This is a genomic window from Klebsiella sp. P1954, assembly GCF_018199955.1.
In the GTDB taxonomy this organism is placed as follows: Bacteria; Pseudomonadota; Gammaproteobacteria; order Enterobacterales; family Enterobacteriaceae; genus Klebsiella; species Klebsiella pneumoniae.
On sequence record NZ_CP073373.1, the window covers coordinates 3,489,062 to 3,513,833 of the forward strand.

Consider the following 24,772-nt stretch of genomic DNA (forward strand, 5'->3'; position numbering starts at 1 on the left):
GAGGCGTGAGGCGACTGCCCGGGATTTTATTGCTCACCGTGGCAACATTGATTGTTATCGTCGCGCTGCTGGTGAGTGGCTTGCGTCTCGTGTTGCCACAGCTCGACGCCTGGCGTCCGCAGCTGCTGGAGAAGATCTCCACCCTCACCGGTACGCCGGTGGACGCCTCGCAGATCACCGCCAGCTGGCAGACTTTTGGTCCGACGTTAGACGCCCGCGATATCCATGTCGGGCTGAAAGATGGCGGCACAATGGCGGTCAAGCGCGTAACCCTGGCGCTGGATGTCTGGCAGAGCCTGCTGCATATGCGCTGGCAGTTCCGCGACCTCACCTTCTGGCAGCTGCAGGTCCATACCAATACCCCTATTCAGACCAATGACGGTGGCGAAAGCCTGAAAACCGACCGCATCAGCGATCTCTTTTTACGTCAGTTCGATCACTTTACTCTGCGCGACAGCCATCTGAGCTTCCTGACCCTTTCCGGTCAGCGGGCGGAGCTGGCGGTTCCGCAACTGACATGGCTTAACGGCAGGAACCGTCATCGCGCCGAGGGGCAGCTCAGCCTCTCCAGCCTCACCGGCCAGCATGGCGTCATGCTGGTGCGGATGGATCTTCGCGATGAGGATGGCCTGCTGAATAAAGGCCGGGTCTGGCTGCAGGCGGATGATATCGACGTCAAACCGTGGCTGGGACGCTGGATGCAGGACAATATCGCCCTGAAAAGCGCCCGCTTCAGCCTCGAAGGCTGGATGACCATTGAAAAAGGCGATGTGGCCAGCGGCGACGTATGGCTGAAAAAAGGGGGCGCCAGCTGGCAGGGCGATAACGAAGTCCATCATTTGTCGGTGGATAACCTGACGGCGCATCTCTCCCATGATAAGCAAAGCTGGGCCTTTTATATTCCCGATACGCGGATCGCTATCGATGATAAACCCTGGCCAAGCGGAGCCCTGGCGATGGCGTGGATCCCGGCGCAGGACGTTGGTGGCGACGATCGTCAGCGTAGCGATGAGTTACGTATTCGCGCCAGCAATTTGGCTCTCAGCGGCCTGAGCGGGTTACAGCCGTTTGCTGATAAGCTGGCGCCTTCTCTGGGCGAACTCTGGCGTACCACGCAGCCTGGCGGCAAAATCAATTTGCTGGCTCTCGATATCCCCCTGCAGGCGACGGAGAAAACGCGTTTTCAGGCGCAGTGGAGCGATCTGGCGTGGAAGCAGTGGAAACTCCTGCCTGGGGCAGAGCACTTCTCCGGCAGTCTGAATGGCAGCGTTGAGCACGGGGAATTACGCGCCCATATGGCGAAGGCGCTGATGCCGTATGCCGGCGTCTTCCGCGCGCCGCTGGAGATAGCCGCTGGCGAAGCCACGCTCAGTTGGGTGAAAAACGACAAAGGGTTTATGCTTGATGGCCGCGATATCGACGTGCAGGCGACAGGCGTACGCGCCCGCGGCGGCTTCCGCTATCTGCAACCGCAGGGGGACGATCCCTGGCTGGGCATTCTGGCGGGCATCAGCACCAATGACGGTGGCCAGGCATGGCGTTATTTCCCGGAAAATCTGATGGGCAAAGCGCTGGTGGACTATCTCAGCGGCGCGATTAAAGCGGGGCAAGCCAGCGATGCGACGCTGGTGTATGGCGGCAATCCGCATCTATTCCCTTATCCGCATAATGAAGGCCAGTTCCAGGTTTATGTTCCGCTGAAGAACGCCACTTTTGCCTTCCAACCGGACTGGCCGGCGCTAACCGGGCTGAACATCGACCTCAATTTTATCAACAACGGCCTGTGGATGCGGGCGGATAAAGCGATGCTTGGCAACGTGACCGCCAGCAATCTCGATGCCGCAATCCCGGACTATGCGCAGGAAAAACTGCTGATTGATGCCGATATCAAAGGCCCGGGCAAAGAGGTTGGACCTTACTTTAATACTACGCCGCTGAAAGAGTCGCTCGGGGCGGCGCTGGATTCCCTGCAGCTGGATGGGGATGTGAGCGCTCGCTTACATCTGAATATCCCCCTCGACGGCGAGATGACCACCGCGAAAGGCGATGTGCGCCTGCAGAATAATAGCCTGTTTATCAAACCGTTAGATACTACGCTGCAGAACCTGAGCGGTAATTTCAGCTTTGTGAATGGCGATCTCAATAGTCAAACGTTGAGCGCGACCTGGTTTAATCAGCCGTTGAACCTCAATTTTTCCACCCGCGAAGGTGAAAAAGCGTTTCTGGTGGATGTCGGGATGAATGCCAACTGGCAGCCGTCGCGCACCGGGCTGCTGCCGAAAGCCGTGAGTGAGGCGTTGAGCGGTAGCGTCCCGTGGGATGGCAAGGTCGCCATCGAACTGCCGTACCATGGCAATGCCAGCTATAAGGTCGATATCAACGGCGATCTGAAGAATGTGAGCAGTCGCTTACCTTCGCCAGTCAGTAAGCCCGCCGGCGAACCCCTTCCGGTCAAAATTAACGTCGCCGGCGGCCTGAGCAGCTTCGACATAACCGGCTCCATCGGGGCGAAGAATCATATTAACAGCCGCTGGTTGCTCAATCATAAGCTGACGCTGGATAGAGCGATCCTTACCACTGACAGCAAAGGGTACTCTCCGCTGCCCGATCAGCCCGGTATCGAGCTCAATCTGCCGCCGATGGATGGCGCGCAGTGGCTGGCGCTCTTCGAGAACGGCGCGGCAAATGAAGTGAGCAGCAGCGTGCTCTTTCCACCGCGCATTGTGCTGCGTACGCCGTCGCTGGCCCTTGCGGGTCAACAGTGGAACAACGTCAGTCTGATGTCCCAGCCGGTCGCCGGCGGCTCGCAGGTTGAGGCGCAGGGGCGTGAGATCAATGCCACATTGACGATGCGCGACAATGCTCCGTGGCTGGCAAATGTGCGTTATCTCTATTTCAATCCGGCCAGCGCCAGCGGCCAGAACGCAACAGAGAATGTGGCCCCCCAGACGGCGACGCGGCTGGATTTCCATGGCTGGCCCGATCTGCAGCTACGCTGCGCGGAATGTTGGCTGTGGGGACAAAAATATGGCCGCATCGATGGGGATGTGGCGATCAAAGGGGATACCTTAACGCTCTCCAACGGCCTGGTGGATACCGGGTTTGGCCGGCTGACGACCAACGGCGTGTGGGTGAACGCCCCTTCAGGGGTTCGAACCTCGCTGAAAGGCAGACTGCACGGCAATAAGACGGATGCATTTGCGGATTTCTTTGGCGTCTCCACGCCGGTGAAGGATTCGCCGTTTGATATCGACTACGATCTGCACTGGCGCGCGCCGCCCTGGTCACCCGATGTCGCGTCGCTCAATGGCATCATTAAAAGCCACCTGGGCAAGGGGCAGTTTACCGACCTGAGTACCGGGCACGCTGGCCAGCTGCTGCGTCTGCTGAGTGTGGATGCCCTGCTGCGTAAACTGCGTTTCGATTTCAGCGATACCTTCAGCGAAGGCTTTTACTTCGATTCGATTAACAGTACGGCATGGATTAAGGATGGCGTACTGCATACCGATGATACGCTGGTGGATGGCCTTGAAGCGGATATTGCTATGAAAGGGTCGGTCGATCTGGTGCGTCGCCAGCTGGATCTGCAGGCGGTGGTGGCGCCGGAGATCTCCGCGACCGTCGGCGTGGCGGCGGCCTTTGCCGTCAACCCCATCGTCGGCGCGGCGGTATTTGCCGCCAGCAAAGTGCTGGGTCCGCTGTGGAATAAAGTTTCGATTCTGCGCTACCGCATCACCGGCCCGATTGACCAGCCGCAGATCAATGAAGTGCTGCGCCAGGCGCGCAGCAATAAAAAGCAATGATTTGACGATTGCCGGGAATTGCCGCAATCTCAATAGATAGCCTTCTGTATTTCCGCCTGTCAGGCGGCAACAAACGAGTAGCATAACGATGAGTCTGAACCTGGTAAGTGAACAATTACTGTCGGCAAATGGCCTGAATCATCAGGACCTGTTTGCCATTCTTGGTCAACTGACCGAGCGCCGCCTCGATTACGGCGATCTCTATTTTCAGTCGAGCTATCACGAATCCTGGGTTCTGGAAGACAGCATCATTAAAGATGGGTCGTACAATATCGACCAGGGCGTAGGCGTGCGCGCCGTCAGCGGCGAAAAAACGGGCTTTGCCTACGCCGATCAGATCAGCAAACTGGCGCTGGAGCAGAGCGCCCAGGCGGCGCGGACCATTGTGCGCGACACCGGCAATGGCAAAGTGCAGACCCTCGGCGCCGTAGAGCATCGTGCCCTGTACACCAGCATCGACCCGCTGCAGAGTATGACCCGGGAAGAGAAGCTGGATATTCTGCGCCGGGTAGACAAAGTCGCCCGGGCGGCGGACCAGCGGGTGCAGGAGGTTTCAGCCAGCCTGAGCGGGGTGTATGAGCTGATCCTGGTCGCCGCCACCGATGGCACTCTGGCCGCCGACGTTCGTCCGCTGGTTCGTCTTTCCGTCAGCGTGCTGGTGGAAGAGGATGGCAAGCGTGAGCGCGGCAGCAGCGGCGGTGGCGGGCGTTTTGGTTATGACTATTTCCTCGCCTCCCATGAGGGCGACGTGCGGGCCGATGCCTGGGCGAAAGAAGCGGTGCGCATGGCGCTGGTCAACCTCTCGGCGGTCGCCGCCCCTGCGGGGATGCTGCCGGTGGTGCTCGGCGCCGGCTGGCCTGGCGTCCTGCTGCATGAAGCGGTTGGCCATGGGCTGGAAGGCGATTTCAACCGGCGTGGCACCTCGGTCTTTAGCGGCCATATGGGGGAATTAGTCGCCTCTGAGCTGTGCACCGTAGTGGATGACGGCACCATCGCCGATCGCCGTGGCTCGGTGGCCATTGATGACGAAGGGACGCCGGGGCAATACAACGTGCTAATCGAAAACGGCATTCTGAAAGGCTATATGCAGGATAAACTCAACGCGCGCCTGATGGGCGTCGCACCGACCGGCAATGGCCGACGTGAGTCGTATGCCCATCTGCCGATGCCGCGTATGACCAACACCTATATGCTGGCGGGCCAGTCGACGCCACAGGAGATTATCGAATCGGTCGACTACGGTATCTTTGCGCCTAACTTCGGCGGCGGGCAGGTGGATATCACCTCCGGTAAATTCGTCTTCTCCACTTCCGAGGCCTATCTGATCGAAAAAGGGAAGGTCACGAAGGCGGTGAAAGGGGCCACGCTGATTGGCTCCGGCATTGAGACCATGCAGCAGATTTCGATGGTGGGCAACGACCTGCGCCTGGATAACGGCGTCGGCGTCTGTGGCAAAGAGGGCCAGAGCGTGCCGGTGGGCGTCGGCCAGCCGACCCTGAAGGTCGATAACCTTACCGTCGGCGGCACCGCCTGATCCTGACCTGGTTCCCGGCGCTGCCGGGAACCGCTTCACCGGGCGATCCCGCGCCCGTGCATGCCCTGATAGATCTTCGCCACGTCGACAAAATACTCCGTCAGATAGTTGATACAGACCTGCACTTTCAGCGGCAGTTTATCCTTTTCCGTATACAGGGCGTAGACCGGTCGCGGATCGGACTGATAGCTGGGCAGCAGGATCTCAAGCTCACCGCGGTTGATCTCTTCGATCGCCCACATTAAGGGTACATAGGCGATACCCACCCCGGCGGTCAGCCAGCGCACCAGCGTCATAGGGTCGTTGGTCACGAAGCGCCCCTGCGGGGTCAGGCGGGTCGAGATCCCTTCCGGCGCGATAATGACAAACTCATTGTCCGGCCGCACGCTATATTCCAGCCAGGCATGTCCGGCAAGGTCGGCCGGTTTCTCTGGATTGCCAGCCTGCGCCAGATAGCTTTTAGCGGCGCATAATACCATCGGCATTGAGCCCAGGCGGCGGGAAAAAAGGCTGGAATCCTGCAGGGCGCCCACGCGGATCACCACGTCAAGGCCGTCGGCGATCAGGTCTGGCGCAGGTATGCCGGTGACCAGATTAACAGAGAGCCCGGGGTATTCTTTGAGCATTTTCGCCGTTATGCGCGCCAGAACATTCTGTGCCATAGTTGAAGAGCAGCCGATGCGCAGCGTCCCGATGGGGGTATTGTTAAATGCGTATAATTGCTCATGGACATCCTGCGCTTCAAACAGCATCCTACGGCAGCCCTGGTAATAGATTTTACCTGCTTCAGTTAAGCCAAGGCTGCGGGTGCTGCGGTTGAGCAGCTTTACCTGCAGCTCATCTTCCAGTTTGGCGACGGTCTGACTGATCGAGGAAACGCTCATCTGAAGCTGGCGGGCCGCTGCGGTGAATGAACCTAATTCGACCACTTTGGCGAAAACGGACATGCGTTTTAATCGTTCCATTATTCACTCTGGCTTAAAAGTGATTTAGATCACACATTATAGATAATGCGGCAATCGTTACGTTAATATATTGTTAGCTACATAATAAACGCATCTGCTCACTACCTGTACGCTTCTTATTCAAGGTCATCATGAGTCTGTTTCCTGTCATCGTGATTTTCGGCTTATCGTTTCCGCCGATCTTCTTCGAGTTGCTTTTGTCGCTGGCTATCTTTTGGCTGGTGCACCGACTGCTGGTTCCGACCGGCATTTACGATTTTGTCTGGCACCCAGCACTGTTTAATACGGCGCTCTATTGCTGCCTTTTTTATTTGATATCGCGCTTGTTCGTTTGAGGTTGATGTGAAAACACTAACAAGAAATATCCTCCGTACTGCCATTACCGTGATACTGGTCATTCTGGCCTTCGTGGCGATTTTCCGCGCCTGGGTTTATTACACCGCCTCGCCGTGGACGCGTGATGCGCGCTTTAGCGCCGACATTGTGGCGATTGCCCCCGACGTCTCCGGGCTGATTTCTCAGGTAAACGTCAAGGATAACCAACTGGTTAAGAAAGACCAGGTATTGTTCGTTATTGACCAACCTCGTTACCAAAAAGCGCTGGCGCAGGCGGAAGCTGATGTCGCCTATTATCAGACGTTAGCTCAGGAAAAACGCGTCGAAGCCGGTCGGCGTAATAAGCTTGGCGTACAGGCGATGTCGCGGGAAGAGATTGATCAGGCGAACAACGTACTGCAAACCGTTGAACATCAGCTGGCGAAAGCGGTGGCTAGTCGCGACCTGGCCAGGCTAGATCTGGAGCGGACGGTCATTCGCGCCCCTGCGGATGGCTGGGTGACTAACCTTAACGTCTACACTGGGGAATTTATCACCCGTGGCTCCACGGCGGTGGCGCTGGTGAAAGAGAATACGTTTTACGTCATGGCCTATCTGGAAGAGACCAAACTGGAGGGCGTCCGTCCAGGCTATCGTGCGGAGATTACCCCGCTGGGCAGCAGCAAAACCATTAAAGGGACGGTGGACAGTATCGCTGCGGGGGTGACCAACGCCAGCAGCAGCAGCGACTCGAAAGGGATGGCCTCGGTCGACTCCAACCTTGAGTGGGTGCGTCTGGCGCAGCGTGTGCCGGTGCGTATTCGCCTCGATCACCAGCAGGGGAATCTGTGGCCATCGGGCACCACGGCGACGGTAGTGATCACCGGTCAAGAAGATCGTGATACCAGCCAGGCCAACTTCTTCCAGAAACTGGCTATGCGCCTGCGCGAATTTGGTTAATCGCTATGGGGACATATACCATTGCTCCCCGGCATCTCCGCTTTGCCATTAAGCTTGCATGCGCGGTGGTGCTGGCGCTGTTTGTCGGTTTCCATTTTCAGCTCGAAACGCCGCGCTGGGCGGTACTGACGGCAGCGATCGTCGCCGCCGGGCCGGCCTTTGCTGCTGGCGGCGAACCGTACTCCGGCGCGATCCGCTATCGCGGTATGTTGCGTATTGCCGGGACCTTTATTGGCTGTATTGCGGCGCTGGTTATCATCATCCTGATGATCCGCGCGCCTCTGCTGATGATGCTGGTCTGCTGTCTGTGGGCCGGGTTTTGTACCTGGGTTTCGTCGCTGGTCAAGGTCGAAAACTCCTATGCCTGGGGGCTGGCCGGGTACACCGCGCTGATTATCATTATTACCATCCATACCAATCCGATGCTGGCGCCGCAGTTTGCTGTCGAACGCTGCAGCGAAATTGTCATCGGTATTGTCAGCGCCATCGTCGCCGATCTCCTGTTTTCGCCGCGTTCGATTAAAAAAGAGATCGACCTCGAGCTCGATAACCTGCTAATTGCCCAGTATAAGCTGATGCAGTTATGCGTCGCGCACGGTGAAAAAGAGGAAGTGGATCAAGCCTGGGGAGCGCTGGTACGCCGCACTACGGCGCTGGAAGGTATGCGTAGTAACCTGATTATGGAATCCTCACGCTGGGCAAAGGCGAATCAGCGCCTGAAGGCGATCAACACCCTTTCGCTAACCCTTATCACCCAGGCTTGCGAAACCTATCTGATTCAGAACTCACGCCCGGAAATGGTCACGGACGACTATCGCGAGCTGTTCGCCGAGCCGGTTGAGACGGTGCAGGATGTTCACCAGCAGCTGAAGCGCATGCGCCGCTTCCTGACCTGGAAAGGCGAGCATAATACCCCGGTCACGATATATAGCTGGGTGGGCGCCGCCACGCGTTATCTGCTGCTTAAGCGCGGCGTGGTGGGGAATACTAAAATCAGCCGTATCGAGGATGGCGTGTTGCGCGGCGAAACGGTGGTTAAAGTGGAATCCGCCGAACGTCATCACGCGATGGTGAACTTCTGGCGCACCTCCGTCTCCTGTATTCTCGGAACGCTATTCTGGCTGTGGACGGGCTGGACCTCAGGCAGCGGCGCGATGGTAATGATCGCCGTGGTTACCGCGCTGGCGATGCGCCTGCCAAACCCGCGTATGGTGGCGATAGACTTCCTCTATGGCACCCTGGCGGCGTTACCGTTGGGCACCTTGTACTTCCTGGTGATCATGCCGGCGACGCAGCAGAGCATGCTGTTGCTTTGCATCAGCCTGGCGGCAATGGCGTTCTTTATCGGGATCGAAGTGCAGAAAAGGCGTCTCGGATCGCTGGGGGCGCTGGCGAGCACCATCAACATTCTGGTGCTGGATAACCCGATGCAGTTCCAGTTCAGCCAGTTCCTCGATAGCGCGCTGGGGCAGATCGTCGGCTGTTTCCTCGCTCTGATGGTTATTCTCATTGTCAGAGATAACTCCCGGGCCAGAACCGGTCGGGTGCTGCTGAACCAGTTTGTCTCCGCGGCGGTCTCTTCGCTGACCACCAACTCGGCGCGTCGCAAAGAGAATCATCTGCCCGCGCTCTATCAGCAGCTGTTTTTATTACTCAATAAATTCCCGGGTGACGTCGCCCGTTTCCGTCTGGCCTTGACGTTAATCATCGCCCATCAGCGCTTGCGCGATGCGCCCGTGCCGGTGAATGACGATCTCTCCGCCTTCCATCGTCAGCTGCGACGTACCGCGGACCATGTGATCTCCGCCGGCAGCGATGATAAGCGTCGGCGCTATTTTACCCAGCTGCTGGCGGAGCTTGATGTCTATCAGGAGAAGCTGCGGGTCTGGGAGGCCTCGCCGCAGGTTACCGAGCCGGTACGGCGACTGGTTGAGATGTTGCATAAGTACCAGCATGTGCTGACCAGCAGCTAACCCATAAACCGACGCCCAGGCGTCGGTTTTTTTATCGCTATACTTAACGGCGACAGAAAGAGAAGCGGGAGGGGCTGTCATGACCACCTATACGTTTGATTTTGACGAAATCGCTGAACAACAGGATTTCTACCGGGAGTTTTCCCGAACCTTCGAGCTGGCTCAGGATAAGGTCAACAACCTGGATTCGCTATGGGACGCAGTGACCGGTGGCCTGCTACCGCTGCCGCTGGATATTGAGTTCATCCATTTAAATGACAAGCAGCGCCGGCGCTTTGGCGCATTGATTTTATTGTTTGATGAAGCAGAGGAAGAGCTGGAGGGGGAGTTGCGTTTTAATGCCCGACAAGCATAAAAAAGCCCCCGGCAGGCGGGGGCAAGTCGTCGAAATAAGACGACGAGGGTTTATTTGTACAGCTCAGCGGTGGCGTGCCAGCTATCGCCGGTACGTGCTTCAATAATACGGTAGCTGCTGGCGCCTTCTTTCTCGGCTTTAGCCGCCAGTTCCTGACGCATGTCCATTGGCGCACTACCTACCTGGGATACGGAGATGGTGCCCATGGATTGCAGATTTTGGGCTTGCTCTGCGTTCACTTGCTGGACAGCCGCGCTGGTACCGAAAGAGAGAAGGGAAGCCAGGCCAAGGGATGCGATGATCATTGCGCGTTTCATAATCTTTACTCCAGTCTTTGTTTTGCCGCGGCGGGGCGATGTATGTCGCCGGGCCGCGGTAGAGAATTTTTGTCAGGTTAATCGTTGACGTCTAAAACTTATTTATACAGCTCAGCAGTGGCATGCCAGTGGTCGCCAGTGCGGGCTTCAATAATGCGGTAAGAAGAAGCCCCTTCTTCCTGCGCTTTTTTGTTCAGCATTTCATGCATATCCATCGGGGAAGATGCTACCGCGCCGACGGAAACCGTGCCGATGGCCTCGCGGCCCTGGGCCTGCTCGCTGTTGATAATATCAGCGGCGAAAGCGCCAAACGACACGACGGACAGGATGCTGAGAGCAGCTACAGTGGTTTTGATTTTCATGATGTTCACCTCGTCGAATCTTTTTGTTGGGGGTCTTTGTTTCGTGACCCTCATCACAAAACCAAGTATACACTAATCACCAAAAATATTAATACCATGCTAATTGTTTTGTGAGTTAATAGTTACAATAGATTGCGCTTTTTATAACGGATAAGAATTAAAAATGACACGTTAGCGACAGCGATAAGATTTATTTCTAATAAATTCATAAAGGTATACGAATTTGATCTTTTGTGCGTTTTACGATTTTCGCGTTAGTAAAAGAACGTATAGACGGCGTAAATGACACTAAGTGTTAAATAGTTGTTGTGCCGGAAGGGGGGAGAGGCAAAAGAAAAGGGAGTCGCCCTCTGACGGTAGCCAGAGGGGAATTACTCAGAGTTCCTGCTCAAACAGGACCAGAATGGCGTCGTGCAGATCTTTCACCGTAAAACCGCGCGCAGGCGTGGTAAAGATGGTGTCATCCCCGGCGATACTGCCAAGAATGCCTTCCGCTTTGCCCAGCGAGTCGAGAAGACGGGCGATCAGCTGTGCGGCGCCGGGGCTGGTATGAATCACCACTACGGCATCGTTATAGTCGATATCCAGCACCAAATTCTTCAGCGGGCTGGAGGTGGTCGGTACCCCAAGCTCGGCAGGCAAGCAATAGACCATTTCCATTTTGGCGTTACGGGTACGCACCGCGCCAAATTTGGTGAGCATGCGGGAAACCTTCGATTGGTTGATATTCTCGAAGCCCTCTTCCTGCAGCGCCTGGACGATCTCTCCCTGCGAGCTGAATTTCTCTTCTTTAAGCAGCGCTTTAAACGCTTTAACCAGTTCTTCTTGTTTTGCCGAACTTCGCATAAGTCACCCAGATTATGGTGGTAAAATCAACATCATTATGCATAACCATGAATTTTTATGCAAATAATCCGCGAAAGGATAGGTCAATAATGTTATGAAGGGGGCATATTTTAGCAAAAAAACCGTATAAGGAACATGTTCTCATCACAACGCTTAAAGCCATGTAAAAGTAAATGAAATGTTATTGAGTTGGTGTTGTTTTGCGCAACTGGCTGGGTGTATTGTAACCAATAGTCGATCCGGTACTTCGCTTTGCTGGATGGTCAGTCAGGAAGCATAAAGTGCGCCGCTGTTCTATTGCTACGCACAATAATGCATTCTTCAGCCATAATCATTGTAATTGTTCATCTTGTGAATTAAGGTCCAGGCGACGGAATAACGAAAGACTAAATTAACCATAATAAGGAGTTTAGGATGAAAGTTGCAGTCCTTGGCGCTGCCGGTGGTATCGGCCAGGCGCTTGCCCTACTACTTAAGACCCAACTGCCTTCAGGTTCAGAGCTCTCGTTGTACGACATCGCTCCGGTTACACCGGGCGTGGCGGTAGATCTAAGTCATATCCCCACAGATGTAAAAATTAAAGGATTTTCCGGTGAAGACGCTACTCCGGCGCTGGAAGGCGCGGATGTAGTGCTGATCTCCGCGGGCGTGGCGCGTAAGCCCGGCATGGATCGTTCCGACCTGTTTAATGTGAATGCGGGTATCGTGAAGAACCTCGTGCAGCAGATTGCCAAAACCTGCCCGCAGGCCTGCATCGGCATTATCACCAACCCGGTGAATACCACCGTGGCTATCGCCGCCGAAGTACTGAAAAAAGCCGGCGTGTACGATAAAAACAAACTGTTCGGCGTTACCACGCTGGACATCATCCGTTCCAATACCTTTGTGGCGGAGCTGAAAGGTAAATCGGCAACCGAGGTGGAAGTCCCGGTCATTGGTGGTCACTCCGGGGTCACCATTCTGCCTTTACTGTCGCAGATCCCCGGCGTCAGCTTTAGCGATCAGGAAATTGCCGACCTGACTAAACGTATTCAGAACGCCGGTACCGAAGTCGTGGAAGCGAAAGCGGGCGGCGGGTCGGCGACCTTGTCGATGGGCCAGGCGGCTGCCCGTTTTGGTCTCTCTCTGGTTCGCGCCATGCAGGGGGAAAAAGGCGTGGTGGAGTGCGCCTACGTGGAAGGCGACGGCCACTATGCGCGTTTCTTCTCCCAGCCGCTGCTGCTGGGGAAAAACGGCGTGGAAGAGCGACAGTCTATCGGCAAACTCAGCGCCTTTGAACAGCAGGCGCTGGAGGGCATGCTGGACACCCTGAAGAAAGATATCGCGCTCGGCGAAGACTTCGTCAACAAGTAATCTCGCCCTAACAGAAGAGCCGGAACCGCAGTTCCGGCTTTTTATTACCTCACTTTTCGCCCCAATGCGCCTGCTGCCGGGCAAATCTGCTAAAATCCCCGCGTTTTAAGCCACCAGCCATGAGGACAGCGTGAAAAAGATTGAAAGAAAGCCGACCCGGGACCAAATCGCGCAGATGATTCGCTACCAGATCCTTTCCGGTGCGATGAAGGCTGGGGATGAGCTGACGCAAGAGAGCATCGCGGAACAGCTGGGACTTTCACGTATGCCGGTTAGGGAAGCGCTGCAATCTCTTGAGCAGGAAGGGTTTCTGGTGCGCTTGCCTAACCGGCATATGCAGGTCTCCACCTTGGCCGTGGAGGATGTGAGCCATATTTTTCGCGTTATTGCGGTGATGGCCGCCGAACTCTTTGCCCTTGTGCCGGCGAATCAGGGGGAAGTGCTGCGCGCACGCGCGCAGGAGCTGGCGCGTCCGGGAGAGAATACGCGCGAACTGGCGTTCCATCAGCTGCTGATTTCCTATCTTGATAATCGCTATCTGGCGAAGGCGTATCAGCAATTTTTGGACGGTTATATTTCTTATGTCATTCTTTATCTGAAAGAGAATGGCCAGGAATCGGCTCTGATACTGAGCGAACTGGCCAACGCCATCGGCAATGGCGAAGGCGGAAAAATTGCCCAGACAACGCAGCGTTATTTCCTTATGCTTGCGGAAATTATGCGTCAACATATGAAGGATTGGGAAAGTGCAGAAGCCTAAATTAGGGAAAATTAAGCTTCTTTCCGCGAAGGAGCAGGTGGCGGCGGTGTTGCGTAAAGCGATCCTGTCGCGGGATTTAGTGGAAGGGCAGGAGATTACCCTTGAAGGGATTGCCCGACTGGTTGGCGTTTCCAGCATGCCGGTACGCGAAGCGTTTCAAATTTTAGCCGCCGACGGTCTGATTCAAGTGCGGCCGAATAAAGGCGCGGTGGTGCTGGGGATTAATGAGCAGACCATCCGCGAACATTATGAAATTCGCGCCGTACTGGAAAGTGAAGCCGTGGCGAAAGCTTCTCGTCCAGGGACCGATATTTCACGCATCGCCCAGGTTCACTATGCCGCAGAGAAGGCGCTGGCAGACAATAATTCTGCTGAATATTCCGACCTGAACCAGGCTTTCCATATGGAGATCTGGAGCGCGGCGGGCAATGAAAAAATGAAGATGCTACTCTGCAACATGTGGAACGGCCTGTCGATGGGACATAAAGTCACCGAAGAAGAGTATGCCGTTATCTCAATTCGCGAACATAAAGCGATTTTACAAGCGCTTGAGCAACATAACGAAGCACTGGCCCGCCAGCGAATGCATGAACATATTATTCGCTCGATGGAAAATATGCTCACTCGATACCTGCCCGATACCACCACCTGAAGGGCTCCTCCGCCAGCGACAGGCTGGCTTTTCTTACATTTATCTGCGCTATTAGTTACTTTTCGTGACGATCTGCACAGGATCTTGATGCAGATCTCATTGCGCGATCATTCCGCAAAAACGCATTGACTTACTTTTTACATGGGAATAATTTCTCCTTCGTCAATATTGGATACAATATCATATATCATTGATAGGAAAAATTATAAGTATGGAACCTATTACCATCACCCTATGTTTGCTGGTGTTCGCTATCCTCATGTTTGTCTGGGAGAAAGTGCCACTGGCAGTGACTTCCATGGTGGTTTGTGTGGCGTTAGTGCTCACCGGTGTATTGGATCTCAAGCAGGCGTTTGCCGGTTTTATCGACAGCAACGTCATTCTTTTTGTCGCCATGTTCATCGTTGGCGGGGCGTTATTTGAAACCGGGATGGCAAACAAAGTCGGTGGCGTGATCACCCACTTCGCCAAAACGGAGAAGCAGCTGATCTTCATCATTATGGTGGTGGTTGGCGTAATGTCCGGTTTTCTCTCCAATACCGGTACGGCAGCCGTTTTGATCCCGGTCGTTATCGGTGTAGCCGCCAAATCGGGATTCACCCGTTCGCGTCTGCTGATGCCGCTGGTGTTTGCTGCCGCGCTTGGCGGCAACCTGTCGCTGATTGGCGCCCCCGGTAATTTGATCGCGCAATCGGCCTTGCAGAATATCGGCAGCGGCTTCGGTTTCTTTGAGTATGCGAAAGTGGGCCTGCCGATGCTGGTCTGCGGCATCCTCTATTTCCTAACCATCGGCTATAAGTTTCTGCCTAATAACTCGAACAGTAGTGAGGTGGGCAGCATTGGCGAACAGCGGGATTACAGCCACGTTCCGCGCTGGAAGCAGATCCTGTCCCTGGTGGTGCTGATCGCCACGATCCTCGGCATGATTTTCGAAAAACAGACCGGTATTAGTCTGACGGTAGCCGGCTGCATTGGTGCCCTGGTGCTGGTCATCACCGGCGTGTTGACGGAAAAACAGGCTTATAAAGCCATTGATTCGCAAACTATTTTTATCTTCGGCGGCACCCTGGCGCTGGCTAAAGCGCTGGAAATGACCGGTGCGGGTAAGCTGGTTGCCGATCAGGTTATCGGCCTGCTGGGTAATAACTCCTCACCGTTTATGCTGCTGGTAGTGGTCTTTGCCCTCTCCGTGGTGATGACCAACTTTATGTCTAATACCGCCACCGTCGCGTTGCTGGTGCCGGTGAGTTTGTCGATTGCCGCCGGTATGGGCGCCGATCCGCGTGCGGTACTGATGGCGACGGTAATCGGTAGCTCCTGCGCCTATGCGACGCCGATCGGTATGCCTGCCAACATGATGGTGCTGTCGGCCGGGGGCTATAAGTTCGTCGATTACGCCAAATCCGGCATTCCTCTAATTATCGTTTCTACCATTGTCAGCCTGATCCTGCTGCCAATCCTTTTCCCTTTTCATCCGTAATTTACGGACGCTGTTCTGACTAAGGAGCCTTTATGAGCAAAAGTGAACAGATATCCCGCATGACCGACATTATGGCCAGGTTCGTGGGATATACCGGCAAAGTATTGCCTGATGACGTCACGGCAAAGCTGCAAGATCTGCATAAGAAAGAGACCAGTCAACTGGCCGACGTGATCTTCACCACCATGATTGAAAACCAACGTCTGGCGAAAGAACTGGATCGTCCTTCCTGCCAGGACACCGGCGTGATCCAGTTTCTAGTGGAGTGCGGCGCCAACTTCCCGCTGATCGGCGAGCTGGAAGCGCTGCTGCGCGAATCGGTAATCAAAGCTACCATCGACTCCCCGCTGCGTCATAACAGCGTGGAGACCTTTGATGAATACAACACCGGCAAAAACGTCGGCAAAGGGACGCCGACGGTATTCTGGGAGATCGTTCCGAATTCCGACCAGTGCAGCATCTACACCTATATGGCTGGCGGCGGCTGCTCGCTGCCGGGTAAAGCGATGGTATTGATGCCGGGCGCTGGCTATGAAGGGGTGACTCGCTTCGTGCTGGATGTGATGACCAGCTATGGCCTGAATGCCTGCCCGCCGCTGCTGGTTGGCGTTGGGGTGGCGACGTCTGTAGAAACCGCGGCGCTGCTGTCGAAGAAAGCGTTGATGCGTCCGATTGGTTCGCACAATGACAACGAACGTGCGGCATTGCTGGAAAAAATGCTCGAAGACGGCATCAACAAAATTGGCCTTGGCCCGCAGGGAATGTCCGGCAATACCTCCGTGATGGGCGTCAATATCGAAAATACCGCACGCCACCCTTCCACTATTGGCGTGGCGGTCAACGTCGGCTGCTGGTCGCACCGTAAAGGGCATATCGTTTTCGATAAAGACCTGAACTACACCATTACGTCTCACACAGGAGTGGCATTCTGATGGCTAAAAAAATACTCACTACGCCCATTAAAGATGAAGATTTAGCGGATATTAAAGCGGGCGATATTATTTATCTCAACGGCCATATTGTGACCTGCCGTGATGTGGCTCATCGTCGCTTAATTGAGGGCGGACGTGAATTACCGGTAAACGTTGCTGGTGGCGCGATATTACATGCCGGGCCCATTGTGCGCCCGATTAAAGGTACGGAAGATAAATTTGAAATGGTCTCCGTTGGGCCAACCACCAGTATGCGCATGGAAAAATTTGAAAAAGAATTTATTGCTAAGACCGGTGTGAAATTAATCGTCGGCAAAGGCGGTATGGGCAAAGGAACCGAAGAGGGCTGTATGGAACATAAAGCCTTGCACTGTGTGTTCCCTGCCGGCTGTGCGGTAGTCGCCGCGGTCTGTGTGGAAGAGATTGAAGATGCGCAATGGCGTGATTTAGGCATGCCAGAAACGTTATGGGTTTGCCGGGTGAAAGAGTTCGGGCCGTTAATTGTATCGATCGATACTCACGGCAATAACCTGTTTGAGCAGAATAAAGTGATCTTTAATCAGCGCAAAGAAATTGTCGCCGATGAAATCTGCAAACATGTGAGCTTTATTAAATAACCCCGATTGAATATATCGCGCAGTAATGGCAGCGGCAGCTGACTGCTAAACCGAGGCTTCTGACCAGGCGGTCCGGGGAAATCCACTCTGCTGACGTGGGCTACCGTAAGCCATTATTGCGCTCCCCCCAAAGGCCATTTTATGACTGACAATGCCGTCCTGTTAGGCGAAGGCTTCACCCTGATGTTTCTCGGCATGGGCTTTGTGCTGGTGTTCCTGCTGCTGCTCATCTTTGCCATCCGGGGAATGTCCCTCGCCGTCAACCGCCTGTTTCCTGAGCCGTCCGCCGCCCCCGCAGCGGCACCGGCCGCCGTCGCGCCCGCCGACGATTTCGCCCGCCTGAAGCCGGCGATTGTCGCCGCCATTCACCACCATCGCCGTCTTCACCCTTAATTCACGGAGGAATTCATGACCGTTGCCATTACCGATGTCGTCCTGCGCGACGCCCACCAGTCCCTGTTCGCTACCCGTCTGCGTCTCGACGATATGCTGCCCGTTGCCGCTCAGCTGGACGACGTCGGCTACCGCTCCCTTGAGTGCTGGGGCGGCGCCACCTTTGATGCCTGCATCCGCTTTCTCGGCGAGGACCCGTGGGTCCGCCTGCGCGAGCTGAAAAAGGCGATGCCCAAGACCCCGCTGCAGATGCTGCTCCGCGGCCAGAACCTGCTCGGCTACCGCCACTACGCCGACGACGTGGTGGAGCGCTTCGTGGAGCGCGCCGTCAAAAACGGCATGGACGTCTTCCGCGTCTTCGATGCCATGAACGACCCGCGCAACATGCAGGCCGCCCTGCAGGCGGTCCGCCGCCACGGCGCCCACGCCCAGGGTACGCTTTCGTACACCACCAGCCCGGCCCACACCCTGCAGACCTGGCTCGACCTCACCGAACAGCTGCTGGAGACCGGCGTTGACTCCGTCGCCATCAAGGACATGTCCGGCATTCTGACGCCGCATGCCGCCTTTGAGCTGGTCAGCGAAATCAAGAAGCGCTACGACGTCACCCTGCACCTGCACTGCCATGCCACCACCGGGATGGCGGAGATGGCCCTGCTGAAGGCCATTGAAGCCGGGGTCGACGGCGTCGATACCGCCATCTCCTCGATGAGCGCCACCTATGGCCACCCGGCCACCGAGGCGCTGGTGGCCACCCTCGCCGGCACGCAATATGACACCGGGCTGGATATCCACAGGCTGGAGAGCATCGCCGCCTACTTTCGCGAGGTGCGCAAAAAATACCACGCCTTCGAAGGCCAGCTGAAGGGCACCGACAGCCGTATCCTCGTCGCCCAGGTGCCGGGCGGGATGCTCACCAACCTCGAAAGCCAGCTGAAGCAGCAGAGCGCCGCCCACCGTCTGGATGAGGTGCTGGCGGAAATCCCCCGCGTGCGCGAGGACCTCGGCTTCATCCCGCTGGTGACCCCGACCTCGCAGATTGTCGGCACCCAGGCGGTGCTCAACGTCCTGACCGGCGAGCGCTACAAAACCATTGCGAAGGAGACCGCCGGTATTCTGAAAGGCGAATACGGCCGCACCCCGGCGCCGGTGAACGCCGCCCTGCAGGCGCGGGTGCTCGACGGCGCCGACCCGGTGACCTGCCGCCCGGCCGACCTGCTGAAGCCGGAGCTGGCGCAGCTGGAAGCCGACGTCAGACGCCAGGCGCAGGAGAAGGGCATCACGCTTGCCGAAAACGCCATCGACGACGTGCTCACCGTGGCGCTGTTCCCGCAGCCAGGCCTGAAGTTCCTCGAAAACCGCCACAACCCGGCAGCCTTTGAGCCGGTACCGCAGGCGGAAGCCGCGCAGCCAGTGGCAAAAGCAGAAAAACCTGCCGCCTCCGGCGTCTACACCGTGGAGGTGGAAGGCAAAGCCTTTGTGGTCAAAGTCAGCGACGGCGGTGACGTCAGCCAGCTGACGGCGGCTGCTCCTGCTCCTGCTCCTGCTCCTGCCTCTGCACCCGCCGCTGCCGCCCCGGCCGGCGCCGGTACCCCGGTGTCCGCCCCGCTGGCGGGCACCATCTGGAAGGTGCTGGCCGCGGAAGGCCAGACGGTGGCCGCAGGCGAGGTGCTGCTGATTCTGGAAGCCATGAAGATGGAAACCGAAATCCGCGCCGCGCAGGCCGGGACCGTGCGCGGTATCGCGGTGAAAGCCGGCGACGCGGTGGCGGTCGGCGACACCCTGATGACCCTGGCGTAAGGAAAAGGAACGGAAATGGAAAGTCTGAACGCCCTGATTCAGGGCATGGGGCTGATGCACCTCGGCGCCGGCCAGGCCATCATGCTGCTGGTCAGCCTGCTGCTGCTCTGGCTGGCGATTGCGAAGAAGTTCGAGCCGTTACTGCTGCTGCCGATTGGCTTCGGCGGCCTGCTCTCCAATATCCCGGAGGCCGGGCTGGCGCTCACCGCCCTGGAGAGCCTGCTGGCTCACCACGACCCGGCGCAGCTGGCGGTGATTGCCGCGAAGCTCCACTGCGCGCCGGACGTCCACGCCATCAAAGAGGCACTGGCGCTGGCCCTGCCGTCGGTACAGGGGCAGATGGAGAGCCTCGCGGTGGACATGGGCTACTCCGCCGGGGTGCTGGCCATCTTCTATAAGGTGGCGATTGGCTCGGGCATCGCGCCGCTGGTCATCTTTATGGGCGTCGGGGCGATGACCGATTTCGGCCCGCTGCTGGCCAACCCGCGCACCCTGCTGCTGGGGGCGGCGGCGCAGTTCGGGATCTTCGCCACCGTGCTCGGGGCGCTGACGCTGAACTACTTCGGCATCATCAGCTTCACCCTGCCGCAGGCGGCGGCCATCGGCATCATCGGCGGCGCCGACGGTCCGACGGCGATTTACCTGTCGGGCAAGCTGGCGCCGGAGCTGCTGGGGGCCATCGCGGTGGCGGCGTACTCCTATATGGCGCTGGTGCCGCTGATCCAGCCGCCGATCATGAAGGCGCTGACCACGGATAAGGAGCGGAAGATCCGCATGGTGCAGCTGCGCACGGTGAGTAAGCGGGAGAAGATCCTGTTCCCGGCGGTGCTGTTGCTGCTGGTGGCGCTCCTGCTGCCGGACGCCGCGCCGCTGCTGGGGATGTTCTGCTTCGGCAACCTGATGCGCGAGAGCGGGGTGGTGGAGCGGCTGAGCGATACAGTGCAGAACGCGCTGATCAACATAGTGACCATCTTCCTCGGACTGTCGGTGGGGGCCAAGCTGGTGGCGGACAAGTTCCTGCAGCCGCAGACGCTGGGGATCCTGGTGCTGGGGGTGATCGCCTTCTGCGTGGGGACCGCCGCCGGGGTGCTGATGGCGAAGCTGATGAATGTGTTCAGCAGGCACAAAATCAACCCGCTGATCGGCTCGGCGGGGGTGTCGGCGGTGCCGATGGCGGCGCGGGTGTCGAACAAGGTGGGTCTGGAAGCGGACGGGCAGAACTTCCTGCTGATGCACGCCATGGGCCCGAACGTGGCGGGGGTGATCGGCTCGGCGATCGCCGCCGGGGTGATGCTCAAGTACGTGCTGGCGATGTAAGCCAGCCTGTTCCCGCGGCTGGCAAGCCGGCCGCGGAGATTTCTCATAAGGAGACGGTGATGAATGAAGGCATAGCATGCTGTCCGGAAAACCGGACATCAACACGGGAGGCGGTGGTTGACGCCATGCTGGCGTCAGGCGATGAACTTGCACAACTGCAGCCGGCGCTGAACCTGCTTTCGCCCCCGCTGAACGCCACGCCTGGTGAAGCGCTGCTGGCCAGCTGTTATGAGGCCGGCGCTGACCACAACGCTGACGAGGCAACACGGGCGGTGAGCGCCTTACCGGCGGCGGTCGTGCGCTCTGCGACGCCCTCGCTGCAGCGCAGCGGTCTGCTGTGCATGGCGGCCGGGGCGCTCAGCGCCCGGCAACTTCCACTGACGCACAACCGGCTGTGTGACGTGGCGGGGCAGTTCGCCCGCGCTATCCCTGAAGGCGATGAAGAGGCGGGCAGTGGATTTTATACCGTGCGCAGCGTGTCCCTGCCCGTCTACCGGCGGCTGCGGCGGGATAACCATTCTCACAGCGTCTGTCTACAGCAGGCGCTGCTGCATTTGCTGGCCTGGAAGAGTGAGTCGCCCTGGGCGCGGCAGCAGGCGCAGCGTCTGCTCTGGCAGGGTGGCGTGCTGGGTGAGAAGGGGGAATTTGCGCTACTGACGCTGGATGATGAGCTTCGCGAGCGACAGATAGTCTGGCCCGCGCTGAGATCGCTGCTGGCGGTGACCGGGTTTCTGGTCAGATTCCCGGCCGGTCCGGTATTTAGCGATTAACGTGGCTCCCCAAACGGGGAGCCGTTTAGTTGGTGGCCGGGTATTCCTGGACGGCGATATGGAGCGTGATTTTCTTATCATCACGCATGATGACCACCGGAATTTCCGATCCCGGGCGGATCTCGGCCACCTGATCCATCGTCTCCAGCGCCGAGACGGCGGGTTTGTCATTCACGGAGATGATTACGTCGTTGGCGCGGATCCCGGCTTGCGCCGCTGGACCGTCCGGGGCCACATCGTTAACGACGATCCCCTGAATCTGATCGATCCCTCCGCCCTGCGCGTGCAGCGGGGCGATCTCCCGGCCGCTAATGCCGATATAGCCGCGGATCACCCGGCCATCGCGGATCAGTTTATCCATAATTTTGGTCGCTAACTGGAACGGGATCGCAAAGCCAATGCCTTCCGGCGTTTCGCCGTCATTGCTCTTGTCAAAGGAGAGGGTGTTAATCCCCATCAGCTCGCCGAGGGAGTTCACCAGCGCCCCGCCGGAGTTACCGTGGTTGATCGAGGCGTCAGTCTGCAGGAAGTTCTGGCGGCCGGTCGGATTGAGGCCAATGCGCCCTGTGGCGCTGATAATCCCCTGGGTGATGGTCTGCCCCAGGTTATAAGGGTTGCCAATCGCCAGCACCACGTCGCCGATGTGCGGCGTGCGTTTCGGATTGATCGGGATCACCGGCAGCCCGCCGGTAGCATTGATCTTGAGCACGGCGAGATCGGTGAGGGAATCGGATCCTACCAGCAGCGCTTCGAAGACGCGGCCGTCCTGCAGGGCGACGATAATCTGATCGGCATCGTTGATAACATGCTTGTTGGTCAGGATATAGCCGCGCTGATCCATAATCACCCCTGAGCCAAGCGTCAGCTGATTATGGCTGGTGCTGTTAAGGGCGCGGTTATAGACGTTCACCACGGCGGGCGCCGCGCGGCGCACCGCGGCGTTATAGCTCGCCGGGGAGTCGTCTGCCGTATCGTTCTGGGTAGTCGGCGCCAACTGCCACTGGCGCAGCGAGGGCATCAGGGCCAGCAGCAGACCCCCGACAAGCAAACCGATGAGTACTGAACGTAATAACTTTCCAGGCATGATGCAGATATCGTTAATGAATGGTCAGGCGCAGCATAGCATGAGTTGTCCGGACATCGCACATGGCGGCGATGCCCGGAGAGACAATCAGCGCAGCAGCAGATAGATGCTTTCGTTGCCGCGGATCACGTTCAGGGCGATGACCGGCGGTTTGCCTTCGAGCGCTTTGCGCAGTTCGGCAATTGAGTGAATACGCTGCCGGTTAAGGCCAATGATAATGTCATCCTTATGCAGACCGACCTGGGCGGCGGCGCTGCCTTTATCCACATTATCGATCACCACTCCTTTGGTGCCATCTTTCATCTGGCCGTCGCTGAACGAGGCCCCCTGCAGCGCCGGGATAATCAGTTCCGCGCTGGCGGTTGAGGAGGTGCTCTTATCCAGGGTCACTTCGACATCGACCGGCTTTCCATCGCGCAGCAGGCCCAGTTTGACCTTGGTACCCGGCTCGGTGGTGGCGATCCGCGAACGCAGTTCGGCGAAACTGTTCAGCGGTTTGCCGTTCAGACTCACGATGACGTCCCCGGATTTAATCCCCGCTTTGGCGGAGCCGGAGTTTGGCAGGACTTCACTGACGAAGGCGCCGCGCTGAACGTTGAGATTCATCGCTTTGGCGATGTCGGCGCTCATTTCCATGCCTTTAATGCCCAACAGGCCGCGCTTGATTTCGCCAAACTGAATAAGCTGGTCGGCGAGGGTTTTCGCCATATTGCTTGGAATGGCAAAGCCGATGCCGATGCTGCCGCCGCCCGGCGCGAGGATCGCGGTGTTGATCCCGATAAGCTCGCCGTTGAGGTTCAGCAGCGCGCCGCCGGAGTTGCCGCGGTTAATCGAGGCGTCGGTCTGAATGAAATTCTCCAGCCCTTCAAGGTTCAAGCCGCTGCGGCCAAGGGCAGAGATAATGCCGGAGGTGGCGGTCTGGCCAAGGCCGAACGGGTTGCCGACGGCGACGGCGAAGTCGCCGACGCGAAGTTTATCAGAGTCAGCAATGGCGATTTGCGTCAGGTGGTCTGGCTTAATCAGCTGCAGCAGAGCGATATCGCTCTGTTCATCGCTCCCGACCAGTTTGGCATCGAACTCACGGCCATCGTTCAGCTGGACGCTGATCTTCTGCGCCTGATTGATGACGTGGTTATTGGTCAGCACATAGCCTTTCGCCGCGTCGATGATAACGCCGGAGCCGAGCCCTTCAAACGGCTGCGCCTGCTCCTGCGGGGCGTTATCGCCAAAATATTTTTTCAGCTCTTCCGGCATATTGAGCGTCGGCGAGGCAGTGCCTTCCACCTGTACGCTAACCACCGCCGGCAGAACCTTTTCCAGCATCGGCGCCAGGCTTGGTAACGCGCCCTGGCCGGGCACCTGAGTCGGTAAGGATGCCGCTGCCGGAGGCAGGACCGACAACGATAACCCAATGCTTAACGCTAACGCACTCAACAGCAAAGTCTGTTTCTTCATTAGATGCTGGCTCTCGTAACCTGAGGTGTATGGAAAAATGTCCTGAATAACCTGATGTTATTGAATTTTTGCACAGGTAACAACGTGGGGACTGGTTTAAATTGTAGCCGGGAAGTGGGGGAAGGAGCGGGCGCGACGGGCGCGCCCGGAGAATATTTTAATCGCAGCGAGGCTTAATCGCGTTTTGCGCCTCCGCGCAGTAAACCGGATGCGCCCTCGGAGTAGTCGCGCGGCATCTGGACCGGCGCCTGATCGTTGCTGGCTTCAGACTCTTCCAGACGGTTGCGGAACGGGTTGGCGTCTGCCATCGAGTCCGGCAGCAGGTTGTTAGAGCTTTTCGCCATATGCTGATATAGCTGACGATAGTCGTGCGCCATGTTATCCAGCAGTTCGGCGCTACGCGCAAAGTGGCTCACCAGCTCTTCACGGTACTCTTCAAGCTCGGCTTTATTCTTTTCCAGTTCGTACTGCAGCGCCTGCTGTTGGCGCAGTTTGCGGTTGCCGAAACGCATGGCGACGGCACCAATGATGATACCGACGACTAACCCAATTAGCGCGTATTCCCAGGTCATGAACATCTCCCGTTGTATTGTGGTTCCGTAGGGTGGCTCTTAGGCTCTCCGCCTGCGCCCGATAGTGCCACTATAACCGCTAATTCCACAGAAGTGGAATCCTGGCGTATCATCGCGTAGTGTAGAACGGCCTTTTTTTCGTCAATCGTGAGCTTCG

General features: G+C 57.3%; 23 protein-coding genes. 16 read left to right on the forward strand and 7 right to left on the reverse strand.

Annotated features, from left to right (window positions below):
- Positions 1 to 5: 5 nt before the first annotated feature.
- Both yhdP and tldD read left to right on the forward strand, forming a co-directional pair.
- Complete coding sequence (gene yhdP, locus KB890_RS16710; protein ID WP_020325269.1) at positions 6 to 3,803, forward strand: AsmA2 domain-containing protein YhdP; 3,798 nt, start codon at positions 6 to 8, stop codon at positions 3,801 to 3,803.
- Positions 3,804 to 3,891: 88 nt separating this feature from the next.
- Positions 3,892 to 5,337, forward strand: a complete 1,446-nt coding sequence (tldD, locus tag KB890_RS16715; RefSeq protein WP_020325261.1) for a metalloprotease TldD — start codon at positions 3,892 to 3,894, stop codon at positions 5,335 to 5,337.
- Between the two features lie 35 nt (positions 5,338 to 5,372).
- Here tldD and aaeR read toward each other — a convergent pair whose 3' ends face one another.
- Positions 5,373 to 6,302, reverse strand: a complete 930-nt coding sequence (aaeR, locus tag KB890_RS16720; RefSeq protein WP_002918641.1) for an HTH-type transcriptional activator AaeR — start codon at positions 6,300 to 6,302, stop codon at positions 5,373 to 5,375.
- 131 nt (positions 6,303 to 6,433) lie between these two features.
- Between aaeR and aaeX the strand changes: the two genes are divergently transcribed.
- The 4 genes from aaeX to KB890_RS16740 all read left to right on the forward strand — a co-directional run bounded on the left by aaeX (position 6,434) and on the right by KB890_RS16740 (position 9,905).
- Entirely contained in the window at positions 6,434 to 6,637 is a 204-nt protein-coding gene (gene aaeX / locus KB890_RS16725) for a p-hydroxybenzoic acid efflux pump operon protein AaeX (RefSeq protein WP_002918640.1), read from the forward strand.
- 7 nt (positions 6,638 to 6,644) lie between these two features.
- Positions 6,645 to 7,577, forward strand: a complete 933-nt coding sequence (gene aaeA / locus KB890_RS16730) for a p-hydroxybenzoic acid efflux pump subunit AaeA (protein WP_002918639.1) — start codon at positions 6,645 to 6,647, stop codon at positions 7,575 to 7,577.
- Between the two features lie 5 nt (positions 7,578 to 7,582).
- Positions 7,583 to 9,550 (forward strand): p-hydroxybenzoic acid efflux pump subunit AaeB, encoded by a 1,968-nt coding sequence (gene aaeB, locus KB890_RS16735; protein WP_002918632.1) that lies wholly within the window; start codon positions 7,583 to 7,585, stop codon positions 9,548 to 9,550.
- 79 nt (positions 9,551 to 9,629) lie between these two features.
- On the forward strand, positions 9,630 to 9,905 hold the full coding sequence (locus KB890_RS16740) for a barstar family protein (protein ID WP_002918629.1): 276 nt from the start codon (positions 9,630 to 9,632) through the stop codon (positions 9,903 to 9,905).
- A 50-nt stretch (positions 9,906 to 9,955) separates the two neighbouring features.
- Here KB890_RS16740 and yhcN-B read toward each other — a convergent pair whose 3' ends face one another.
- The 3 genes from yhcN-B to argR all read right to left on the reverse strand — a co-directional run bounded on the left by yhcN-B (position 9,956) and on the right by argR (position 11,430).
- A complete protein-coding gene (gene yhcN-B, locus KB890_RS16745; RefSeq protein ID WP_022631430.1) occupies positions 9,956 to 10,222 on the reverse strand; it encodes a DUF1471 family stress response protein YhcN-B in 267 nt (88 codons plus the stop codon).
- A 98-nt stretch (positions 10,223 to 10,320) separates the two neighbouring features.
- The gene (gene yhcN / locus KB890_RS16750; protein WP_004889568.1) at positions 10,321 to 10,584 is read right to left on the reverse strand and encodes a peroxide/acid stress response protein YhcN; all 264 of its coding nucleotides are present in this window, start codon (positions 10,582 to 10,584) and stop codon (positions 10,321 to 10,323) included.
- Between the two features lie 375 nt (positions 10,585 to 10,959).
- Positions 10,960 to 11,430 carry a transcriptional regulator ArgR gene (gene argR / locus KB890_RS16755; RefSeq protein ID WP_002918625.1) on the reverse strand — a complete coding sequence of 157 codons (471 nt, stop codon included), beginning with the start codon at positions 11,428 to 11,430 and terminating at the stop codon, positions 10,960 to 10,962.
- Between the two features lie 414 nt (positions 11,431 to 11,844).
- Here argR and mdh point away from each other — a divergent pair, with 414 nt between their 5' ends.
- From mdh to KB890_RS16805, 10 genes are all read left to right on the forward strand, one after another.
- Positions 11,845 to 12,783 carry a malate dehydrogenase gene (gene mdh / locus KB890_RS16760; RefSeq protein ID WP_002918570.1) on the forward strand — a complete coding sequence of 313 codons (939 nt, stop codon included), beginning with the start codon at positions 11,845 to 11,847 and terminating at the stop codon, positions 12,781 to 12,783.
- 130 nt (positions 12,784 to 12,913) lie between these two features.
- Positions 12,914 to 13,543: a GntR family transcriptional regulator gene (locus KB890_RS16765; protein ID WP_004181430.1), complete on the forward strand. Its 630-nt coding sequence runs from the start codon at positions 12,914 to 12,916 to the stop codon at positions 13,541 to 13,543.
- A complete protein-coding gene (locus KB890_RS16770; RefSeq protein ID WP_004181429.1) occupies positions 13,530 to 14,195 on the forward strand; it encodes a GntR family transcriptional regulator in 666 nt (221 codons plus the stop codon). The genes KB890_RS16765 and KB890_RS16770 overlap by 14 nt, the downstream gene beginning before the upstream one ends.
- A 211-nt stretch (positions 14,196 to 14,406) precedes the next feature.
- Complete coding sequence (locus KB890_RS16775) at positions 14,407 to 15,675, forward strand: SLC13 family permease (RefSeq protein WP_020325273.1); 1,269 nt, start codon at positions 14,407 to 14,409, stop codon at positions 15,673 to 15,675.
- Between the two features lie 32 nt (positions 15,676 to 15,707).
- The gene (gene ttdA / locus KB890_RS16780; protein WP_004181427.1) at positions 15,708 to 16,607 is read left to right on the forward strand and encodes a L(+)-tartrate dehydratase subunit alpha; all 900 of its coding nucleotides are present in this window, start codon (positions 15,708 to 15,710) and stop codon (positions 16,605 to 16,607) included.
- Complete coding sequence (ttdB, locus tag KB890_RS16785) at positions 16,607 to 17,224, forward strand: L(+)-tartrate dehydratase subunit beta (protein ID WP_004181426.1); 618 nt, start codon at positions 16,607 to 16,609, stop codon at positions 17,222 to 17,224. The genes ttdA and ttdB overlap by 1 nt, the downstream gene beginning before the upstream one ends.
- Positions 17,225 to 17,365: 141 nt before the next feature.
- Positions 17,366 to 17,617, forward strand: a complete 252-nt coding sequence (locus tag KB890_RS16790) for an oxaloacetate decarboxylase subunit gamma (RefSeq protein ID WP_004181425.1) — start codon at positions 17,366 to 17,368, stop codon at positions 17,615 to 17,617.
- A gap of 15 nt (positions 17,618 to 17,632) precedes the next feature.
- Positions 17,633 to 19,417 carry a sodium-extruding oxaloacetate decarboxylase subunit alpha gene (oadA, locus tag KB890_RS16795; RefSeq protein ID WP_004181424.1) on the forward strand — a complete coding sequence of 595 codons (1,785 nt, stop codon included), beginning with the start codon at positions 17,633 to 17,635 and terminating at the stop codon, positions 19,415 to 19,417.
- A gap of 15 nt (positions 19,418 to 19,432) precedes the next feature.
- The gene (locus tag KB890_RS16800) at positions 19,433 to 20,734 is read left to right on the forward strand and encodes an oxalacetate decarboxylase subunit beta (protein ID WP_004181423.1); all 1,302 of its coding nucleotides are present in this window, start codon (positions 19,433 to 19,435) and stop codon (positions 20,732 to 20,734) included.
- Between the two features lie 59 nt (positions 20,735 to 20,793).
- Positions 20,794 to 21,504 (forward strand): hypothetical protein, encoded by a 711-nt coding sequence (locus KB890_RS16805; protein ID WP_004181422.1) that lies wholly within the window; start codon positions 20,794 to 20,796, stop codon positions 21,502 to 21,504.
- Positions 21,505 to 21,529: 25 nt separating this feature from the next.
- On the opposite strand, the gene degS is transcribed toward KB890_RS16805, so the two are convergent.
- The 3 genes from degS to zapG form a co-directional block, all read right to left on the reverse strand.
- Positions 21,530 to 22,588, reverse strand: coding sequence for an outer membrane-stress sensor serine endopeptidase DegS (degS, locus tag KB890_RS16810; protein ID WP_002918568.1), 1,059 nt, complete (start codon positions 22,586 to 22,588; stop codon positions 21,530 to 21,532).
- Positions 22,589 to 22,675: 87 nt separating this feature from the next.
- Positions 22,676 to 24,043: a serine endoprotease DegQ gene (gene degQ / locus KB890_RS16815; protein WP_004174125.1), complete on the reverse strand. Its 1,368-nt coding sequence runs from the start codon at positions 24,041 to 24,043 to the stop codon at positions 22,676 to 22,678.
- A 173-nt stretch (positions 24,044 to 24,216) separates the two neighbouring features.
- A complete protein-coding gene (gene zapG / locus KB890_RS16820) occupies positions 24,217 to 24,615 on the reverse strand; it encodes a Z-ring associated protein ZapG (protein ID WP_002918565.1) in 399 nt (132 codons plus the stop codon).
- Positions 24,616 to 24,772 lie beyond the last annotated feature (157 nt).